General features: G+C 68.9%; 19 protein-coding genes. 1 reads left to right on the top strand and 18 read right to left on the bottom strand.

The genetic code is table 11. From position 1 onward, the window contains the following. Positions 1–13 precede the first annotated feature (13 nt). The 4 genes from LF262_RS01715 to pyrR are packed head-to-tail and all read right to left on the bottom strand — an operon-like array spanning position 14 to position 3,493. Complete coding sequence (locus LF262_RS01715; RefSeq protein ID WP_235778563.1) at positions 14–535, bottom strand: PH-like domain-containing protein; 522 nt, start codon at positions 533–535, stop codon at positions 14–16. Then, positions 535–1,872 (bottom strand): dihydroorotase, encoded by a 1,338-nt coding sequence (locus LF262_RS01720; protein WP_235778564.1) that lies wholly within the window; start codon positions 1,870–1,872, stop codon positions 535–537. Before LF262_RS01720 ends, LF262_RS01715 begins: the two co-directional genes overlap by 1 nt. Further along, on the bottom strand, positions 1,869–2,876 hold the full coding sequence (locus LF262_RS01725) for an aspartate carbamoyltransferase catalytic subunit (RefSeq protein ID WP_235778565.1): 1,008 nt from the start codon (positions 2,874–2,876) through the stop codon (positions 1,869–1,871). The genes LF262_RS01720 and LF262_RS01725 overlap by 4 nt, the downstream gene beginning before the upstream one ends. After that, positions 2,873–3,493: a bifunctional pyr operon transcriptional regulator/uracil phosphoribosyltransferase PyrR gene (gene pyrR, locus LF262_RS01730; protein ID WP_308190476.1), complete on the bottom strand. Its 621-nt coding sequence runs from the start codon at positions 3,491–3,493 to the stop codon at positions 2,873–2,875. Before pyrR ends, LF262_RS01725 begins: the two co-directional genes overlap by 4 nt. Positions 3,494–3,629: 136 nt before the next feature. Here pyrR and LF262_RS01735 point away from each other — a divergent pair, with 136 nt between their 5' ends. Beyond that, the gene (locus LF262_RS01735; RefSeq protein ID WP_235778566.1) at positions 3,630–4,781 is read left to right on the top strand and encodes a PrsW family intramembrane metalloprotease; all 1,152 of its coding nucleotides are present in this window, start codon (positions 3,630–3,632) and stop codon (positions 4,779–4,781) included. A gap of 58 nt (positions 4,782–4,839) precedes the next feature. On the opposite strand, the gene nusB is transcribed toward LF262_RS01735, so the two are convergent. From nusB to LF262_RS01805, 14 genes are all read right to left on the bottom strand, one after another. Beyond that, entirely contained in the window at positions 4,840–5,250 is a 411-nt protein-coding gene (nusB, locus tag LF262_RS01740) for a transcription antitermination factor NusB (protein ID WP_235778567.1), read from the bottom strand. After that, positions 5,250–5,813 (bottom strand): elongation factor P, encoded by a 564-nt coding sequence (gene efp / locus LF262_RS01745; protein ID WP_235778568.1) that lies wholly within the window; start codon positions 5,811–5,813, stop codon positions 5,250–5,252. The genes nusB and efp overlap by 1 nt, the downstream gene beginning before the upstream one ends. 70 nt (positions 5,814–5,883) lie before the next feature. Next, on the bottom strand, positions 5,884–6,393 hold the full coding sequence (locus LF262_RS01750; RefSeq protein WP_235778569.1) for a tetratricopeptide repeat protein: 510 nt from the start codon (positions 6,391–6,393) through the stop codon (positions 5,884–5,886). Next, a complete protein-coding gene (gene aroB / locus LF262_RS01755) occupies positions 6,390–7,496 on the bottom strand; it encodes a 3-dehydroquinate synthase (protein WP_235778570.1) in 1,107 nt (368 codons plus the stop codon). Before aroB ends, LF262_RS01750 begins: the two co-directional genes overlap by 4 nt. Continuing rightward, a complete protein-coding gene (locus LF262_RS01760) occupies positions 7,493–8,005 on the bottom strand; it encodes a shikimate kinase (RefSeq protein WP_235778571.1) in 513 nt (170 codons plus the stop codon). The genes aroB and LF262_RS01760 overlap by 4 nt, the downstream gene beginning before the upstream one ends. Positions 8,006–8,052: 47 nt before the next feature. Then, positions 8,053–9,252 (bottom strand): chorismate synthase, encoded by a 1,200-nt coding sequence (aroC, locus tag LF262_RS01765; RefSeq protein ID WP_235778572.1) that lies wholly within the window; start codon positions 9,250–9,252, stop codon positions 8,053–8,055. Positions 9,253–9,278: 26 nt separating this feature from the next. Further along, entirely contained in the window at positions 9,279–10,151 is an 873-nt protein-coding gene (locus tag LF262_RS01770) for a shikimate dehydrogenase (RefSeq protein WP_235778573.1), read from the bottom strand. Further along, complete coding sequence (gene mltG / locus LF262_RS01775) at positions 10,148–12,235, bottom strand: endolytic transglycosylase MltG (RefSeq protein WP_235778574.1); 2,088 nt, start codon at positions 12,233–12,235, stop codon at positions 10,148–10,150. The genes LF262_RS01770 and mltG overlap by 4 nt, the downstream gene beginning before the upstream one ends. Positions 12,236–12,240: 5 nt before the next feature. Then, positions 12,241–12,792 carry a Holliday junction resolvase RuvX gene (gene ruvX / locus LF262_RS01780; protein WP_235778575.1) on the bottom strand — a complete coding sequence of 184 codons (552 nt, stop codon included), beginning with the start codon at positions 12,790–12,792 and terminating at the stop codon, positions 12,241–12,243. 12 nt (positions 12,793–12,804) lie between these two features. Continuing rightward, entirely contained in the window at positions 12,805–15,483 is a 2,679-nt protein-coding gene (alaS, locus tag LF262_RS01785) for an alanine--tRNA ligase (protein ID WP_235778576.1), read from the bottom strand. Between the two features lie 106 nt (positions 15,484–15,589). Next, the gene (locus LF262_RS01790) at positions 15,590–15,802 is read right to left on the bottom strand and encodes a hypothetical protein (RefSeq protein WP_235778577.1); all 213 of its coding nucleotides are present in this window, start codon (positions 15,800–15,802) and stop codon (positions 15,590–15,592) included. Positions 15,803–15,846: 44 nt separating this feature from the next. Next, positions 15,847–16,227 (bottom strand): DUF948 domain-containing protein, encoded by a 381-nt coding sequence (locus LF262_RS01795; RefSeq protein WP_235778578.1) that lies wholly within the window; start codon positions 16,225–16,227, stop codon positions 15,847–15,849. Positions 16,228–16,356: 129 nt separating this feature from the next. Beyond that, complete coding sequence (gene rpsD / locus LF262_RS01800) at positions 16,357–16,980, bottom strand: 30S ribosomal protein S4 (protein WP_235778579.1); 624 nt, start codon at positions 16,978–16,980, stop codon at positions 16,357–16,359. 159 nt (positions 16,981–17,139) lie between these two features. Then, positions 17,140–18,561, bottom strand: coding sequence for a replication-associated recombination protein A (locus tag LF262_RS01805; protein ID WP_235778580.1), 1,422 nt, complete (start codon positions 18,559–18,561; stop codon positions 17,140–17,142). Positions 18,562–18,564: the final 3 nt, after the last annotated feature.

The following is an 18,564-nucleotide window of genomic DNA, read 5'->3' on the forward strand; positions in this document are numbered from 1 at the left end:
GTGGCCGTTTCAGTCACTGCACACTCTTTCCCTGGTCCGCGTCGTGCGCGGGATCCATCAAATCTTCGATTGTTGCCACAAGGGCATTCTTCTCTTCTGCGTAACGGGGGCGGAACCCCGTGTCAACGGCGGCGTCCCCCAGTTGCCAGCCGACGACCACCAGTCCGTCCTTCTCGACGAACTTGCCGGCCATCCCGGACTCGAGCCGCACGTCTGCGAGGTCTGCGCGCGGGACGAAGACCGACGGGGCGCCGGACCGTTCGAAGACCAGCCCGGCATCCGTCACGACCGCGTCGGCTCCCGTGCGCAGACCGAGCCCGTGGACGGCGACACGGTCCAGCCAGTCACCTGCCGTCGTCGTGACCACGTACTGCCCGGCACACCGGTAGCGCTCCCGGCCGGGTGCGGACGGCACAGCAAGCGGTGCGGCTATCCCTGATTGGCGTCGGAGGCGTCGTCGCCAGCCCACCCACATCAACGCCATGAGCGCGAGCGCGAGGGCCAGCATGGCCAGTCCCGGTCCGAGCCGCTCCATCAGTGCTCCTCCCCATGCTCAGGGGCCCACGCCGGGCGCGGCTCATTGAGTGCGCCGTCGAGCACCGTGGGATGGCCTGCGTAGAACGTTGCCATGACCCGTCCGGGCAGCTCGCGGCCGGCAAACGGCGAGTTCCGGCCCTTGGTGGCCTGCACAGAGGGGTCGACCGTCCAGCGGGCGGCCGGGTCGACGAGTGTGAGGTGGGCAGGCTCGCCCTCGGCCAGGGCCCGGCCCTGGTCCGCTACACGCCCGATCCGCGCGGGGAGCTCGGACATCGCTCTGGCCACATCCCGCCAGCCCATGAGCCCGGTGTCGACCATCGTGTGCTGGACCACCGAGAGGGCAGTTTCCAGGCCCGTCATCCCCATAGCCGCCCGGACCCACTCGCACTCCTTGTGCTCGCTCGGATGGGGCGCGTGGTCGGTGCCCACGACGTCGATCGTGCCGTCGGCGAGGGCACCTCGGAGGGTCTCGACGTCGTCGTGCGTCCGCAGCGGGGGGTTGACCTTGTAGACAGGGTCGTAGGTGCGGACAAGCTCGTCCGTGAGCCACAGGTGGTGGGGCGTCACCTCGGCGGTGACGTCGATGCCGCGGCCCTTCGCCCAGCGGATGATGTCCACCGAACCGGCCGTGGAGACGTGGCACACATGCAGGCGCGAGCCGACGTGCTGCGCTAGGAGGACGTCCCGGGCGATGATGCTCTCCTCCGCGACGGCGGGCCAGCCGGGCAGGCCGAGGACGGCCGAGACCAAGCCCTCGTTCATCTGCGCTCCGGCTGTGAGGCGCGCCTCCTGCGCATGCTGGGCCACCACGCCGTCGAACGCCTTGACGTACTCGAGCGCGCGCCGCATCAGCACGGGATCGTGGACGCACAGGCCGTCGTCGGAGAACATCCGCACGGCCGCTGCCGATTCGGCCATCGCGCCGAGCTCAGCAAGCCGCTCCCCGGCGAGGCCAACGGTGACGGCACCGACCGGGCGCACGTCGGCCCAGCCAGCCCGGCGCCCGAGGTGGGCGACCTGCTCGACGACGCCTGCAGTGTCTGCGACAGGGTTCGAGTTTGCCATTGCGTGGACCGCTGTGTACCCCCCGAGCGCTGCTGCGCGCGTTCCCGTCTCGACCGTTTCTGCGTCCTCTCGGCCGGGCTCGCGGAGATGGGTGTGGGTGTCGACTAGCCCGGGCAGGGCCACGAGGCCCCGAGCGTCGACGACCCTCGCGCCCGCCGCCTCGAGGCCCGAGCCGACGCCGGCGATCACACCGTCGGCGATGAGGAGGTCCGCCTCCGTCTGGCCGTAGAGCGAGGCACCGCGGACGAGGTACCGGGGCGAAGGCGTCATGATGAGCTCTCCTTCAGCTGGGGTGCGGACGGGGACGGTGACACGGGGGCGCCTGACATGAGCAGGTACAGCACGGCCATCCGCACGGACACACCGTTCGCGACCTGCTTGAGGACCTGTGAACGTGCCGAGTCCGCCGCGGCCGAGGAGATCTCGAGCCCGCGGACCATGGGGCCCGGGTGCATGATGATCGTGTCCTTGAGTCCCAACTCGTCAAGACGGGCAAAACGCTCGTCGCCTAGGCCCCAGCGTCGCGAGTACTCCCCCGTCGAGGGGAAGTAGGAGGCGTTCATGCGCTCGGCCTGGACGCGGAGCATCATGATCGCGTCCGGCTTCGATTCGAGGGCCTCGTCGAGGTCGAACGAGACGTCGCAGGGCCAGTGCTCGACGCCGATCGGCAAGAGCGTGGGCGGCGCGACGAGGGTCACGTGCGCGCCCAGGGTCGTGAGCAGCCACACATTGGACCTCGCGACACGGGAGTGCAGGATATCGCCCACGATGACGACCCTCGCACCAGCAAGATCAGCTCCACTCGAGGCCCTGCCGGCAAGCCTGGACCAGTGGCGCCGCAGGGTGAAGGCGTCGAGGAGCGCCTGCGTCGGGTGCTCGTGCGTGCCATCGCCGGCGTTGACCACGGCAGCGCTGATCCAGTCGGTCGTCGCGAGGCGGTGCGGTGCTCCGGAGGCGTAGTGGCGGATGACGACGGCATCGGCGCCTATTGCTTCAAGGGTCTGGGCGGTGTCCTTGAGCGATTCGCCCTTCGAGACGGACGAGCCCTTCGCGGCAAAGTTGATCACGTCCGCCGAGAGACGCTTCGCGGCCGCTTCGAACGAGATGCGGGTGCGCGTGGAGTCTTCGAAGAACAGATTGACCACGGTGCGTCCGCGCAGCGCCGGAAGCTTCTTCACCTCCCGGGAGCTGACGGCACTCATCTCCTCGGCGGTGTCGAGGATGCGGATGGCATCGGCTGCGGAGAGGTCCCGCGTTGAGAGGAGATGCTTCACTTGTCAGCACCATCCTCGCCCGGAGCCTCGATGGCCACCAAGTCCGCCTCGATGCCCGGGTCCACCTCGGTGAGCCGGACCCGCACCTTTTCGGCGCGTGAGGTGGGTAGGTTCTTCCCGACGTGGTCAGCGCGGATTGGCAGCTCACGGTGGCCGCGGTCCACGAGGACGGCTAGGCGAACCGAGCGCGGACGTCCGAGATCCACGAGTGCATCCAGGGCGGCCCGGATCGTCCGGCCCGAATACAGGACGTCGTCCACGAGCACCACGACCTTGTCATCAATCCCCCCAGCAGGAAGCGTCGTGGGTGCTGGCGAGCGCGTGGGCTGGCGGGCGAGGTCATCGCGGAACATCGTGATGTCGAGTTGGCCGACGATGGCGGCTGGGTCCACCGCGGGGTCGGCGACGGCGAGCTTGGCCGCGAGGCGGACTGCCAGCGGATAGCCTCGGCGCGGGATGCCGAGGAGGACGAGTCCCTCGGGGCCGCGATTGGCCTCGAGGATCTCATGGGCGATCCGGGTCAGTGCCCGATCGATGTCGCCCGCGCTGAGGACGACACGGCCGGTGCCGCCGCCATTCTCGTCCGCGCGCCGATTTTCTGCAGAGGCAGGTGCCACAGCAGACCCCTTTCCCCGCCTCACAGGACGGAATTAAATGAGGGAAAACTGTCGATCCACGCTATCACAGGGCCAACATCTCTTCGTGGCCCTGTGGCCGTCGTCACCCGCAGCCGCCCACGGCTAACCTTGTCGCATGACGAGCAACGAGCCGCCATGGGAGCGGCCCGAGCCCGGTAGCCACGGGATCCGGGCCGCCCTTCTCATGCTCACGATTGGCGGGTTCGCCGTCCTGCTGGCAGGCCTCGCCATCGTCGTGCCCTTCCTCCTGCGCGCGACCGGCACGTCGGGCTTCCTCGTCGGCTTCCTGCTCTCCTTGTTTCCTCTCGCCGTCGTGCTCGCGGCGGTCCACCTTGTGGACCGCTGGGAGCCTGAGCCGCGGCATCTCCTGGCCTCCGCGCTGGTGTGGGGCGCGATCATGTCGGTGGCGGCGGCCACGCTCATCCAGCCGATGTTCCTCGCGTTGTTCGGCCCTCGTTCGGCGACGACGGCACAGGCCACGGAGTTCCTCGCGACCGTCGAGGCCCCGATCGTCGAAGAGGCTGCGAAAGGGCTGGGCCTCCTGATCCTCATGCTCGCGGCGCGCAAGTACGTCGACGGCCCGGTGGACGGCATCGTCTATGGGATGACCATCGCCGCCGGCTTCGCATTCACCGAGAACGTCCTCTACTTCGGGCGCCTCTTCAGCCAGACCTCAGGCTCTGCCGCTTCACTCGCCGTGGTCTTCACCATGCGCGGCGTCCTCTCACCGTTCGCCCACGCCATGTTCACGGGCGCGCTAGGGCTCATCATGGGGTTGGCGGCACGCCGCTGGAGTCCAGGCCTCGTCGTCGCCACCTTCGTGGCGGGCCTCGTGCCGGCGATGCTGCTGCACACCATCTGGAACGGAGCCGGCGAGGACTTCTTCCTGCTCTACGTCCTCGTGCAGATCCCGCTGTTCTGCGCGGCGGTCCTCGGCGTCTACTTCCTGCGCAGGTCCGAGGCCCGGCTCACCCATGCGCGGCTCGTCGAGTATGCACGTGCTGGGTGGTTCACGCCTCTCGAGGTAGAGATGCTCGCGACGCCGCGCGGCCGCACCGCGGGGCTCCGGTGGGCCGCCTCCGTGGGCCGGCGGGAGGCCATGCGCGCGTTCATCCGCACAGCCACGGATCTCGCCGCCGCCCGCCAGCGTGTGATCAGCGGGCGCGATGTCCGAGGCTACGCGGACGCACAGCTCGAACTGCTCGAGAGGGTCGGCCGGAACCGCGCCGCCGTTCTCGGCGTCCCATACGGCGCTCCTCAGCTGTGACGCCAGCGCACGAGAGGGACCGTGCCGTGAGGCAGGGTCCCTCCCGGACAGGATCGGCTCAGGCGAGCAGCGTGGGCTTGAGCTCTTGGAGGCGTCCGAGCAGGCCGTTGACAAACGCCGGCGACTCATCCGTGGACATCGTGCGTGCCAGTGCCACTGCCTCGCTGACTGCTACCCCGTCCGGCACATCGTCGTTGAAGAGCAGCTCCCACGCGCCGATCCGCAGGATGATGCGATCGACGGCAGGCATGCGCTCGAGCGTCCAGCCCTGGGCATAAGTGCGGAGGATCTCATCGATCTGCACCTGCTTCGCCGTGACGCCATCCACGATCGTCACCGTGTAGGGATTGATGATCTGTTCGGTGCGCTCACGCCGCCCTTGAATGGCCACCGAGGGCGAAACGGAGCGCTGCTCCGCCTCGAAGAGGATGTCGAGGGCCCGCGCACGGGCCTTGCCGCGGGCGCTCACTAGTCGTTGACACGTCCCAAGTAGCTGCCGTCACGCGTGTCGACCTTGACCCTGGTGCCCGTCTCCAGGAAGAGCGGGACCTGGATCTCATAGCCCGTCTCGACGGTCGCGGGCTTGGTGCCGGCCGAGGAACGATCACCCTGGAGCCCGGGCTCGGTGTAGGTGATCTCGAGGACCACACTCGGCGGAAGCTCCACGTACAGTGGGTTGCCGTCGTGGAGGGCGATGAGGATGGTCTGGTTCTCGAGCATGAAGTTGGCGGCATCGCCCACCGTCTCACCGGCGACGGTGATCTGGTCATAGGTGTCGGTATCCATGAAGACGAAGTCGGCGCCGTCCTTATAGAGGTACTGGAAGTCCCGACGGTCAACGGTTGCGGTGTCGATCTTCGTGCCGGCGTTGAACGTCTTGTCGACCACCTTGCCCGAGAGGACGTTGCGCAGTTTCGTGCGGACGAACGCCCCGCCCTTGCCCGGCTTCACGTGCTGGAACTCGATGACGTTCCAGAGCTGACCGTCCAGGTTCAGCACGGTGCCGTTCTTGATGTCGTTGGTGGTTGCCACGAATGCGCCTCTCGTATTCTTCGTCTCAGAAATCCGCAGACCATTCTAACCGGACGGGCAGGGCCCAGCGTCACTGCTCGTCGCCGAGCAGCTCCCGCGCGCGGCCGAGTGCCACGGTTGCCATGTAGATGAGGCTAGCGTCGGCAGCGGAGGCAACCCGCAGATCGAGGGCTTCGGAGAACGCCTTCACCGCCGCAGCGTACTTGCCGCGAGAGAACTGGATCTTGCCGAGGTAATGGAGCACGGCCGCCTCGTTGGGGGTGCCCTTCTCCTCGGAGAGGAGCTGTTGGGCGCGCTCGACCGCACGGTCGTTCCGGTTTCCGGCGCGCAGGACATCGAGTTCGAGGATCTTGAGGCGGAAGGACTCCGGGTCGGCATAACGCGCTTCCATGAGGATCTCGGCGGCGGCGTTGACGTGCCCGCGGGCGAGCTCGACCAGGGCCCGGTCGCGGGGGTCGCTGCTCGTGTCGAGGGCCTCTTGGCAGCGTTCCTCGTCGATGACCTCGGTGTTGAGCGTCTTCGGGTTGATCGCGACGCCGGGGAACCCGGCGGCAGGCCATTCTCGGCTGTCGCCGGTCATGCGGCAGCTCCCTCCGAGATCTCCTGGTACGCCGCGAAGAGCAGTGACGTGTCCGGCACTTCGAGGATGCTGGGTTTGGCGACGTCGTCGAGAACGACGAACCGCAGGAGGTCTCCCCGCGACTTCTTGTCGCGGCGCATACCGTCAAGGAGCGCCTGCCAACGGTCGCCGCGGTACGAGGTGGGCAGACCGAGGGACTCAAGGATGCTGCGGTGACGGTCCGCAACATGGTCTTGGAGTCGGCCCACGCTGCGTGCGAGCTCCGCCGCGAACATCATCCCGACGCTCACAGCGGCGCCGTGGCGCCACGAGTAGCGCTCGGCGAGCTCGATCGCGTGGCCGAGGGTGTGCCCGTAGTTGAGTACCTCCCGGAGCCCGGCCTCCTTGAGGTCTGCCGATACTACTTTCGCCTTGACGGCGATCGAGCGCTCGATGAGCTCGCGAACCTCTGGGGATGCCGGATCGGCCACGGCCTCCGGGTCCCGCTCGATGATGTCGAGGATCACGGGGTCTGCGATGAATCCGCACTTGACCACCTCGGCCATTCCGGAGAGAAGTTCGTTGCGGGGCAGCGTGGCGAGGGCGTCCAGGTCCGCGAGGACTGCAGCCGGAGGGTGGAAGGCGCCGACGAGGTTCTTCCCCTCGGCCGTATTGATCCCGGTCTTGCCGCCCACCGCGGCATCGACCATCCCTAGCAGACTGGTCGGCAGATGGACTACGCGTACGCCGCGCAGCCACGTCGCCGCGACGAATCCCGCGAGGTCGGTGACGGCGCCCCCGCCTACCGACACAATTGCATCCGAGCGGGTGAAGTCGTTCTGGCCCAGGACCTGCCAGCAGAACGCGGCCACCTGGACGTGCTTGGCCTCCTCCGCATCGGGGATCTCGGCCGTGAGCGCGGTGAACCCCTCGGCTTCGAGGGACTCGCGTACCATGTCCCCGGTTGCCCGGAGGGCTCGGGGATGGATCACGAGCACCCTGCGGACCCGCTCGCCGAGGATCGGGGCGAGCCGGTCGAGTAGGCCGTGCCCCACCACCACGTCGTAGTTCTCGCCGGGGGTGGTGCTCCCTGTGACGTTGATGACGGCAGCGTCGCTGCTCATGCAATGGCTCCCTCGTCGACGCGGCAGGCGCCTGCCGCAATCGTGCTCGCAATCAGTGCGGCCACCTCGGCCGCGCTGCTATGGCCCGTATCCACGCTCAGCGTCGAGAGCGACTCGAAGACGGGGCGGCGTGTGTCCATCAGCGACTTCCAGCTGTTCTCGGCGTCCCCTGCCAAGAGCGGCCGGTCGGCGCTGCCCGCAAGCCGGGGCGCTACCTCGTCCCAGGAGGCCCTGAGGTAGATGCGGTGGACGTTCCCCAACCGGGCCCTCGTCTCCTCGCGCAGCACCGACCCCCCGCCGAGTGCCAGTACGAGCCCTCCGGGGTGGCCCCTCGAGAGCACGCGCGCAATCACCTCGGCCTCGGCCTGCCTGAACGCTTCCTCACCCCGTGCTGCAAAGATCTCTGGGATCGGCCCGTGCTCCGCGACGACAAGCGCGTCGGTGTCCAGGAACTCGGCGCCGACAATGCCCGCGAGGGCCACGCCCACCGAGCTCTTCCCCGATGCCATGGGGCCGAAGAGTACGACCGGCCGGTCGAGCCGGCAGGCTGCCGCCGTCATCCGATCACCGAATCGAGAGCAGAGGGAATCGCGGTGAGGAACGACTCCATGTTCCTGCGCGTCTCCTCGACCGAGTCCCCGCCGAACTTCTCGAGCACGGCCTGCGCCAGGACGAGGGCCACCATCGCCTCGGCGACGACACCCGACGCGGGAACCGCGCACACGTCAGAACGCTGGTGATGGGCCTTCGCGGGCTCTCCCGTGGCAACATCGACGGTGCGCAGGGCGCGCGGCACGGTCGCGATCGGCTTCATCGCGGCGCGCACACGCAGGACGTCGCCGATGCTCATGCCCCCTTCGATGCCGCCCGCGCGGTTGGTGGACCGGACGATCTTGCCGTGCTCGTCGCGGACCATCTCGTCGTGCGCCGCTGAACCGCGGCGCGCCGCGGTACGGAACCCGTCGCCGACCTCGACGCCCTTGATGGCCTGGATCCCCATGAGGGCCGCGGCAAGGCGGGCGTCCAGCCGACGGTCCCAGTGGACATAGCTCCCCAGGCCGGGGGGAAGCCCATACGCAAGGACCTCGACGACGCCGCCAAGCGTCTCCCCCTCCTTATGGGCGGCGTCGACCTCGGCCACCATGGCACGGGAGGTCTCGGCGTGGAAGCAGCGCAGCGGATCGGCGTCCAGCGCCTCCACATCGGAAGGCGCGGGGCGCGGCGCATCCTCCGGGACCGCTACCCCGGCGATCTGGGTTGTGTGGCTCACGAGCGCAATCCCGAGTTGCGCGAGGTACGCGGCGGCAGCAGTCCCGAGCGCAACGCGAGTCGCAGTCTCCCGTGCCGATGCCCGCTCGAGGACAGGCCGTGCCTCGTCGAAGCCGTACTTCTGCATGCCCGTGAAGTCAGCGTGCCCGGGGCGCGGCCGAGTGAGCGGCGCGTTGCGGGCCTGGCCCTCGAGCTCCTCCGGCTCGACCGGATCGGACGCCATGACCTGCTCCCACTTGGGCCACTCGGTGTTTCCCACCTCGATGGCCACGGGGCCGCCCTGGGTCCTTCCGTGCCGGACGCCGCCGAGGATCCTGACCTCATCCTGCTCGAACTTCATGCGGGCGCCGCGGCCGTATCCTAGACGGCGCCTCGCAAGGGCCCGACGGATGTCCTCGCTCGTGAGCTCCACACCAGCGGGAAGCCCCTCGAGGATGCCAACGAGTGCCGGGCCGTGCGATTCACCGGCAGTCAACCAACGCAACATGACATCCATCCTGCCACGCGCCAGGGCTAGCCGACGCGCGGGGGTACACCCACTGAGTCGCACATCACATCTATGACTTCGCGCGAGCGGGCGTCCTCGCGGCCCGTGAACAGGACAATCTGCTCGACGGCCTGGTACACGAGCATCTCGAGACCGTGCAGCACGAGGCCGCCCCTCTCCTCCCATGCCCCAGCCAGCCGGCTCGGCCACGGATCATAGGCGACGTCCAACAGGACCCGCCGCGCGCCGTCGTCCGCCGGGGCGAGCTGACCGAGCTGATCGGCAAGGCCATCTGCGGCACGCGGGGGGAGCGTGCTCACGACGGCGTCTGCCGCACACACGCGGACCGCTCCGGCATGGAGGGCGGAAACCCGGACGGCAAGTCCGAGCCGTTCCGCCAGGGCAACGGCCTCGCCGGAGCGCGCAGCGTCCCGGACGAGGAATTCGACCTGGGTGGCGCCGAGCTGGGCGAGCGCGGCCACGGCGGCGAGTGCGGTGTTCCCGGCCCCGACCACCACAGGATCCTCGACCCGGTTCAGGCCAGCGCGGCGGAAAGATTCGGTGATGCCAGCCACGTCGGTGTTGTGCCCGACCATCACCGGCACCCCGCCGCCGTCCTCGATCACTACCGTGTTGAGGACGCCGAGCTCGACGGCGGTCCCCTCAACGCGATCGACGAGCGGGACGAAGGCGGCCTTGAGCGGCATGGTGACCGACAGGCCGCGCCAGCCCGGCTCGGTGCGCACGCGCTCAGCGAACGCAGGCAGCTGCTCGGCGGTGAGGTCGAACGATCGGTAGTCGATGTCCACCCCGAGCATCCCGTATGCGGCGCGGTGGAGCACGGGGGACTTCGAGTGGCCGATCGGGTGGCCGAGCACGGCTGCGCGCTGAAGCGTCACCGGCACTTCCCCGCGTTGGCCTGGCACCACTGCTCGTACTGCTGCGCGTACCCCTGGTGCTCGGCGTACGTCTTGGAGAACTTGGTCTCGCCTGTGTCGAGGTTCACCGTCACCCAGTAGAGGTAATCGTTCGAGGTCGGCTTCGAGGCGGCGTCGATGGCGGTCGCACCGGGCGAGCCGATTGGACCCGCGGGCAGGCCGGAATTGGCGTAGGTGTTGTAGGGGTTCCCCTTGTCCGCCTTCTCCTGATCGGTGATGTGGTAGCTCTTCTTGCCCAGGCCGTAGGTCACGGTGGCGTCTGACTGGATGTACCCATTGGTCTCGGCGTTCGACTTGAGCCGGTTGTAGATGGCCCCGGCTACATTGCCGTAGTCGGCGCGGCCGCCCTCGGCCTGCACGATGCTGGCGACAGTGAGGACGTCGTACTGCTTGGAGGGGTCGGTGACGCCGTCCGCCTTGAGCTTGTCGAGAGTCACGCTGACGAGATGGCCGAGGATGTCCTTAGCAGCAGTCCCCACCGGGAACCGGTACTCCCCCGGTGCGAGGTAGCCCTCGAGGTTCTTCGCCTTCGCCGGCAGGCCGAAGTCGCCGGGTTTGCTGTTGAGGGCGTCCAGGTCCTTGCGGTCAGCAGCCGCTGCCTTGGCGATGGCATCCAGTGACTCGCCAACGCGCATGCCCGCACTCAGCGCGAAGTAGATGACCTTCTCATTCCCCGTACCCGCCAGAATGGCGGCAGCATCGGAGGACTTCATCTGCTTCTTGAAGGTGTAGTCACCCGGATGGAGGCTGCCGCCCGCTCCCGCGAACGCCTTGAGGAACGTGCCCGCGTCCGCGACAACATCCTGCTTCTCCAGGGTGCTGGCCACGGCGGCGGCGCCCGAACCTGCCTGGACGGTCACGACCACCGAGCCACTGCCGGGCCCGGAGTAATCCTTCACGTGATCGATTCCGAGGATCGGCTTGAGGAATTCGACGCCGATGAGAGCCGCGCCCACGAACAGCGCGAGCGCCACCGTGAGACCGATCAGCACTCGGAACCGCCGCGCCCGGCGCGACGGCACCTTCGCGGCGACGGGCTCGCCGAACACGCCGTGGGCGGTCTCGAAGGCATGGGCGTCGGTGCCATGGCCGTGGAGTAAGGCGCCGTGGTCGCCGGGGAGGGCCTCGTGATAGGCCGCATCGAGTGGGTGGACGCCGTCGTCCGTCGGGAAGGCCTCCGCCTGCACCGGGTGTCGGTCCCAGTCGTGCTCGAGCTCGTGCACCGGCTCGGCTGTGAGCGCTGAACTGCGGGCGAAGGCCTGAGCCGCAGCTGGGAAGACGTTGCGGCGGATGGGCGCGTCCTGGGGCGCTGCCACGCGGGCCACGGGGCGCGTCGCCAGCGGCGCTTGGGCTACGGCTGGGAAGTACGCCGTCGCCGCCGGCTCAGCCGGGCGGCCCGGCGTTTCGTTTGGGGCGGACGACGGCGCGGCGACTGCGCGCGCCTCGAGGTCGCCCGCCACCGGGGGGATCCCATCGAACGGGCTGCGCGCCGCAGGGACCGGCGCGGGAAGAACAGCTGGTGCGCCCGGATCGCCTGCGGTGACCGCTGGCGGCGGGGCGAAGGTCGAGCCCGAGGAAGGTGGGTAGGAACCCCAGCCCATTGCCGCAGAGGTGGGCGCATGAGGGCCCGTCTCTGCCGCCTCGAAAGTCCGCGCACGCCGCCGCCCGTGCACGCCGTGCGAGCCGGTATGGGGAGTCCCCGGGTCAGACGGAGCCGTGCGGGGTCCGTCGACACCGTCAGTGTGGAGGTTCGACGGGGCGGGCTTCGGCTCAGAGGAGGCCTGCGGAGGCCGGACCTGCGACGGCACGGAGGCCCAGGCCTGCGCGTCGGTGCGATCTGCTCCGCTGCTCCGCTGATCGGCCTTGGACGTACCGGAGGCCGTGCCCGGGCGCGGTGAGGCCGAGCCGGGCGCAGGGTAGGCCCGCCGCTGCGGCGCGAGCATCCGCTGCTGCGCCTCCTGCTGGGCGCGCTCCCGTTCGCGGAGCTCGCGTCGGGTCAAGGGCCGGTCAGGCACGGCGGTGGTCGTGTTCTCCTGGGGGTCCATCCTCGCTAGCCTCTCACATCTGAGTCGTCGCTACGGATTTCCCCACTCCGCAGATCCGGGGCGCCAACTGGTTCGCCTGCTTCGCCGCGACCGCGGATCAGGTCCAGGGCATGCCGGAGGATGCCGACGGCTGCCATCTGGTCCACCACTCTACGGTGCTCGCGGGAATCCATGCCAGCGGCGCGCAGGTTCCGGTGGGCCTCCACCGTGGTGAAGCGCTCGTCGACAAGACGCACGGCGCAGCCGAGGTCAGCATCGGCCAGCGCGGCGGCGAGGTGTTCGGCGAACGCCCGCGCCATGGTGGCGGACTGCGCCTCGCGGCCGGCGAGGGTCATCGGCAGGCCTACGTACACCTCCACGGCCCCGAGGGCGTGCGCCTCCTTGACGAGGACCTTGACGTCGCTGTTCCGTTTGGGGTCGCGGTTGAGGGTCTTGAGCGGAACGGGCAGGATGCCGTCGGCATCGCAGACCGCGACGCCGACGCGCACAGAGCCCACATCCACGGCGAGGCGGACGCCGCGGGGGACGCCGTGTTCTGACAGATCGGGGGAAGTCATAGGCAGCTCCGGTCAGCGTTGTGCGACAGCCGTCGCAACCGCCCCCAGCGCTTCGACGATCTTCGCAGGATCCGTTCCGCCGCCCTGGGCGACGTCGTCCTTCCCGCCTCCGCCGCCGCCGAGGATGCCGGCCGCCGTCCGGACCAGAGCGCCGGCCTTCACACCTGCTGCCCGGGCCTGCTCGTTGGTCGCGACGAGGACCGCCGGGCGGCCCTTGGCGACTCCCGCGACGACAACCGCCGCCGCCCCTTCGCCAAGCCGTCCGCGAAGGTCGAGGGCAAGCGCCCGGAGCTCGTCGCCGGAACCCAACTCGCCGGCGTCGTGCGTGATGAGGCGGATCCCCCCGACATCCTTGGCCGTCCCCACGAGAGCCGCGGCAGACGCCGAGAGCTTCTCCCTGCGGAGCCGCTCGAGCTGCTTCTCGGCAGTCTTGAGCTTCTCGAGGGTCGCCGAGATCCGCTCTGTGAGCTGGCCCGAGGGGACCTTGAACATCTCGCTCAGCTCAGAGACGAGCGCGCGCTCGGCCGCCTGGTGCCGGAAGGCGTCGAGCCCGACGTATGCCTCGACCCGGCGGTTGCCCGAGCCGACCGACTGCTCACCGAGCAGCGTGAGGCTGCCGATGAGCGCCGTCGTGTCCACATGCGTGCCGCCGCAGAGCTCCATGGACCAGGGCCCATTGATCTCGACGACGCGGACACGTGACCCGTAGTTCTCGCCGAAGAGGGCCATCGCGCCCGCGGCCTTGGCCTCGGCGAGTGGCATCTCGGCGGTGTTCACCATGAAGTTGTCGCGGATCGCGAGGTTCGCGACCTCCTCGATCTCGTTCCTCGCAGCACCCGAGAGCTGTTCCCCCCACGCGAAGTCGAAGCGCAGGTAGCCGGCCTTGTTGAACGAACCGCGCTGGACGGCCTCGGGGCCAAGGATCTGCCGGAGCGCCGCGTGCACGAGATGGGTGGCCGTATGGGCCTGCTCGGCGCCGTGGCGCCGCTCGTGGTCGACCGTGGTCCGCACCACGGCTTCGGTGTTCAGCTCGCCCTCCCGCACGATCGCCTTGTGCACGGAGAGGCCCTTGATGGGCCGCTGGACATCGAGCACCTCGACGAGGAAGCCGTCACCGCTGATGAGGCCACGGTCCGCCGCCTGGCCGCCGGCCTCGGCGTAGAACGGCGTCTCTTCGAGGACGATCTCCACTTCCTGGCCCGACACGGCCCGGTCCACACGGGATCCGGCGGAAACGAGGCCGCGGATGCGGGACTCGCCGTCGAGTTCGGTGTAGCCCGTGAATACGGTGTCTCCGGCAGCGTGGAGCTCCTGGAACAGGGTGAGGTCCGCATGGCCGGACTTCTTCTCCTTGGCGTCCTTCCGGGCCCGCTGGCGCTGGTCTTCCATGAGGGTGCGGAATCCGGCCTCGTCGACTGTGACGCCCGCCTCCTCAGCCATCTCGAGCGTCAGGTCGATGGGGAAGCCGTACGTGTCGTGGAGCGTGAAGGCCTCCTCGCCCGTGAGCGGCGTGCCCTCGGCCTTCGAATGCCTGACCGCGTCGTCGAGACGGGCGGTGCCCGCGGCAATCGTGCGGAGGAACGCCTTCTCCTCGCCGTAGGCAATGCGGCTGATGCGGTCGAAGTCCTTCGCGACCTCGGGATAGACGCCCTTCATCGCGTCGCGAGAGGCAGGCAGGAGCTCCGGGAGCACGGGCTTCTCGACGCCGAGGAGCCGCATGGCGCGGACGGCGCGGCGGATGAGGCGACGCAGCACGTAGCCCCGGCCCTCGTTGGACGGGGTGACGCCGTCGGTGATGAGCATGAGCGCGCTGCGGACGTGGTCCGCGACGACGCGCATACGGACGTCATCGGTGTGGTGGGGGTCGTCGGCGCTCTCCGCGGAGGTGTACTCCTTGCCCGAGAGCTCGGCCGCCTTGTCGATCACGGGCCGGACCTGATCGGTCTCGTACATATTCTCGACACCCTGGAGGATCATCGCGAGGCGCTCCATGCCGAGGCCCGTGTCGATGTTCTTCTTCGGGAGCTCGCCGACGATGTCGAAATCGACCTTCGAGCGCACGTTCTCGATCTGGTACTGCATGAACACCAGATTCCAGATCTCGATGTAGCGGGTGTCGTCCACGGCCGGGCCGCCCTCGGGGCCATACGCCGGGCCGCGGTCGTAGTAGATCTCGGAACAGGGCCCGGCGGGACCCGGCTGTCCGGTCGACCAGTAGTTGTCGCTCTTGCCCATGCGCTGGACGCGCTCAGCGGGGATCGACGTGTGCTTGAGCCAGAGGTTGGCTGCATCGTCGTCGTCCTCGTAGACACTCACCCAGAGCTTCTCGGCGGGCAGGCCATAGCCGCCGTAGTCGACGCCCTTGGTCAACAGCTCGAACGCGAACTTGATCGCGTCTTCCTTGAAGTAGTCCCCGAAGGAGAAGTTGCCGCACATCTGGAAGAACGTGCCGTGACGGGCGGTCTTGCCGACCTCCTCGATGTCCGCGGTGCGGATGCATTTCTGCACGCTCGTGGCGCGCGGAAACGGCGGCTCCTCGCGTGCGGTGAGGTAGGGGATGAACGGCACCATGCCGGCGATCGTGAACAGGATCGACGGATCCGGCGAGACGAGCGACGCCGAGGGCACGGCCGTGTGCCCCTTGCTGACGAAGTAGTCGATCCAGCGCCGGGTGATCTCGTGCGACTTCATGTGCGTGTGCTTCAACCTTCTCTACGTGTGGACGCGGCGCCGAACGCCCGCGGCCCGCCACCCGGGCAGGGGGCCCGGATGCCTCCATCAATTCTAGGCGCCGGGGCTAGCCTTCGAGGCCAAGGCCTCTTCGGAGCTCTCCCTCGCGCTCGGCCATGCCGACACGGACCTGATCGGCGAACTGAGCCACGCTGTCGGCGAGCGACGCGACGGCCCGGTTCACGCCGCCGGGAGAGGCCAGAGAGCGGGCCTGAGTGATCTTCTGGTAAGCGATCACACCGATGGCCACGCCCACGCCGAGCCAAACAATGCGCTTCACGGCTGCTTCCCTTCTTGGCACTTTTCTGTGGACGGCGCGCGGCCTCAGCGGCTGCGCCGGCCAGAACGACAACGGGCCTTCTGCTGCTGGGTGAGGGCGGACCGGACGCCGTAGGAGAACGCGGCGACATTCACGAGGGGTGAGCCCACGGTCGCGGCGATCAGAGAGGAGAGTGCGGACACGTTGGCTGTCGCGTCCGAGACGTTGGACGCGATGCCGTCCACCTTCTTGAGCTGCTCATGGGTTGTCGAGACTGTCATGGCCACCTCGTCCATGACCGGCGTCGCGCCGTCCGCGAGGGTCCGAATCGAGGATCGCAGCTCGTCCAGAACCCCTCCGAGCTTGAGGATGGGCACCGCGAGCAGCGCCACCAGCACCGCAAAGACTCCCGCCGCGATGAGCCCTGCAATGTCGCCTCCGGACACGGTTCCTCCTCCTGGCGTGCGCGGCCTGCCCGCGCCCCCTCGTTACCTTACACACGCGAAGAGCCCGCGGCATGCGCCACGGGCTCCTCGGGCCTGATCACGAACGACCGCCCCTGCGGGCAGGACGGATCAGCGAGCGTAGTACTCGACGACGAGCTGCTCTTCGCAGGTCACGGGGATCTCGGAGCGCTTCGGGCGACGCACGAGGCGGGCCCGGAGCGACTCGAGCTTGACATCGAGGTAGCCGGGAACGGTCGGGAGCACGTCGCGGTGGGCGCCGGCGGCAGCGACCTGGAACGGCGTCATGGTCTCGGAGCGCTCATGGACGGCGATGAGCTGGCCCTCGGAGACGCGGAAGGAGGGGCGGTCCACGCGCTTGCCGTCAACGGTGATGTGGCGGTGCACAACAAGCTGACGGGCCTGGGCGATCGTGCGGGCGAACCCGGCACGGAGCACGAGGGCGTCGAGGCGCATCTCGAGGAGCTCGATGAGGTTCTCGCCGGTCAGGCCCTTGGTGCGCTTGGCCTCCTCGAACGCGCGGGTCATCTGCGCCTCGCGGATGCCGTACTGGGCACGCAGGCGCTGCTTCTCACGAAGGCGGACGGCGTAGTCCGAGTCCTGCTTCTTGCGGGCGCGGCCGTGCTCACCGGGGCCGTAGGGGCGGCGCTCCATGTACTTGGCGGCCTTGGGGGTGAGGGCGAGGCCGAGAGAGCGCGAGAGGCGCGTCTGACGGCGGGCACGAGTGCTCGACACGTGTGTCCTTTCATACTGTCGCGGCGGGAGGAATCCTGGCCTCCGGAGATGGAGAGCGTTGGCCCGCGACTGCCTTCTGCTACCGAGGACACACACCGCTGACGCAGCACATGCCCGGACGTGCCAGACGGTCATCCAGCCTATCACGGCGTGGGAGGCTCAAGTGCCGCGAACGATTCCGCGGAGCCGCTCGACCCGTGTCTGGAGGTCGCGCTCGGCCCCGTTCGCGGTCGGCTCGTAGTAGTCCTTGCCTACCAGGTCGTCCGGGGGGTACTGCTGGCGTGCCACCGAGTGGGGGGCGTCATGCGCGTACATGTAGCCCTTGCCGTGGCCCAACCGCTCCGCGCCCGCGTAGTGGGCATCGCGTAGAGGGGCCGGGATCGATGTGCCGAGGCCTGCGCGCACATCCGCGATGGCCGCGTTGATGCCCTTGTATGCAGCGTTGGACTTCGGGGCCGTCGCGAGGTGCACCACGGCTTCGGCGAGGACAATCCGCCCCTCCGGCATGCCAATGAGCTGCACGGCCTGCGCCGCCGCGACTGCCGTCTGAAGCGCCGTCGGATCCGCCATGCCGATGTCCTCGGCAGCAGAGATGATGATCCGGCGAGCGATGAAGCGTGGGTCCTCCCCCGCCTCGACCATGCGGGCGAGGTAGTGCAGCGCTGCATCGACGTCGGACCCGCGGATCGACTTGATGAACGCGCTCACCACGTCATAGTGCATGTCCCCCGCACGGTCGTAGCGGACCGCGTGGGCGTCGACTGCCTTTTCGGTGTGCGCGAGCGTCACGACCACCGGCGCTTCTTCGCCCGCCCCACCCTGTCCGAGCGCGACTGCCGCTGCGGCCTCGAGGGCCGTCAGGGCGCGCCGCGCGTCCCCGCCGGCGAGCCGCACGAGGTGGTCGGCGGCGTCGTCCGCAAGCACGACGGCGCTCCCCAAGCCCCGCGGATCGGTCACCGCGCGCTCGAGGAGGCGCTCGATGTCAGTGTCGGTGAGCGGCTTGAGCGTGAGCAGGAGGGAGCGCGAGAGGAGCGGCGAGACGACGCTGAACGAGGGATTCTCGGTGGTCGCGGCGACCAGCACCACCCAACGGTTCTCGACGCCCGGAAGGAGCGCGTCCTGCTGCGCCTTCGTGAAGCGGTGGATCTCGTCGAGGAACAGGACAGTAGTGGTCCGATGGAGGTCTCGAGCGGTGAGGGCCTCGTCCATGACGCGACGAACATCCTTGACGCCTGCGGTGACTGCCGAGAGTTCCATGAACTTGCGGCCGGGCCCTCGCGCGATCACGTGGGCGAGCGTTGTCTTGCCGGTCCCGGGCGGCCCCCAGAGGATCACCGAACTCGGCCCGGTGGGGCCGCCAGAGGTGGCGCCGGCCGCGAGCTGGCGCAGGGGGGAGCCCTCACCCAGCAGGTGCTGCTGGCCGAGGATCTCGTCAAGGGTGCGCGGGCGCATGCGCACGGCGAGGGGGCTCCGCTGGGCATCGCGGGCGGCCTTCGCGCCACGTTCGCCCGGTGTTGACGACGGCGTGCTCCCGCTGCCTTCAGTGTCATCCTCGGCCCCGAGCCCGAACAGGTCTTCCATTGC

It is taken from the genome of Sinomonas notoginsengisoli (genome assembly GCF_021554725.1).
GTDB classification, from domain to species: Bacteria; Actinomycetota; Actinomycetes; order Actinomycetales; family Micrococcaceae; genus Sinomonas; species Sinomonas notoginsengisoli.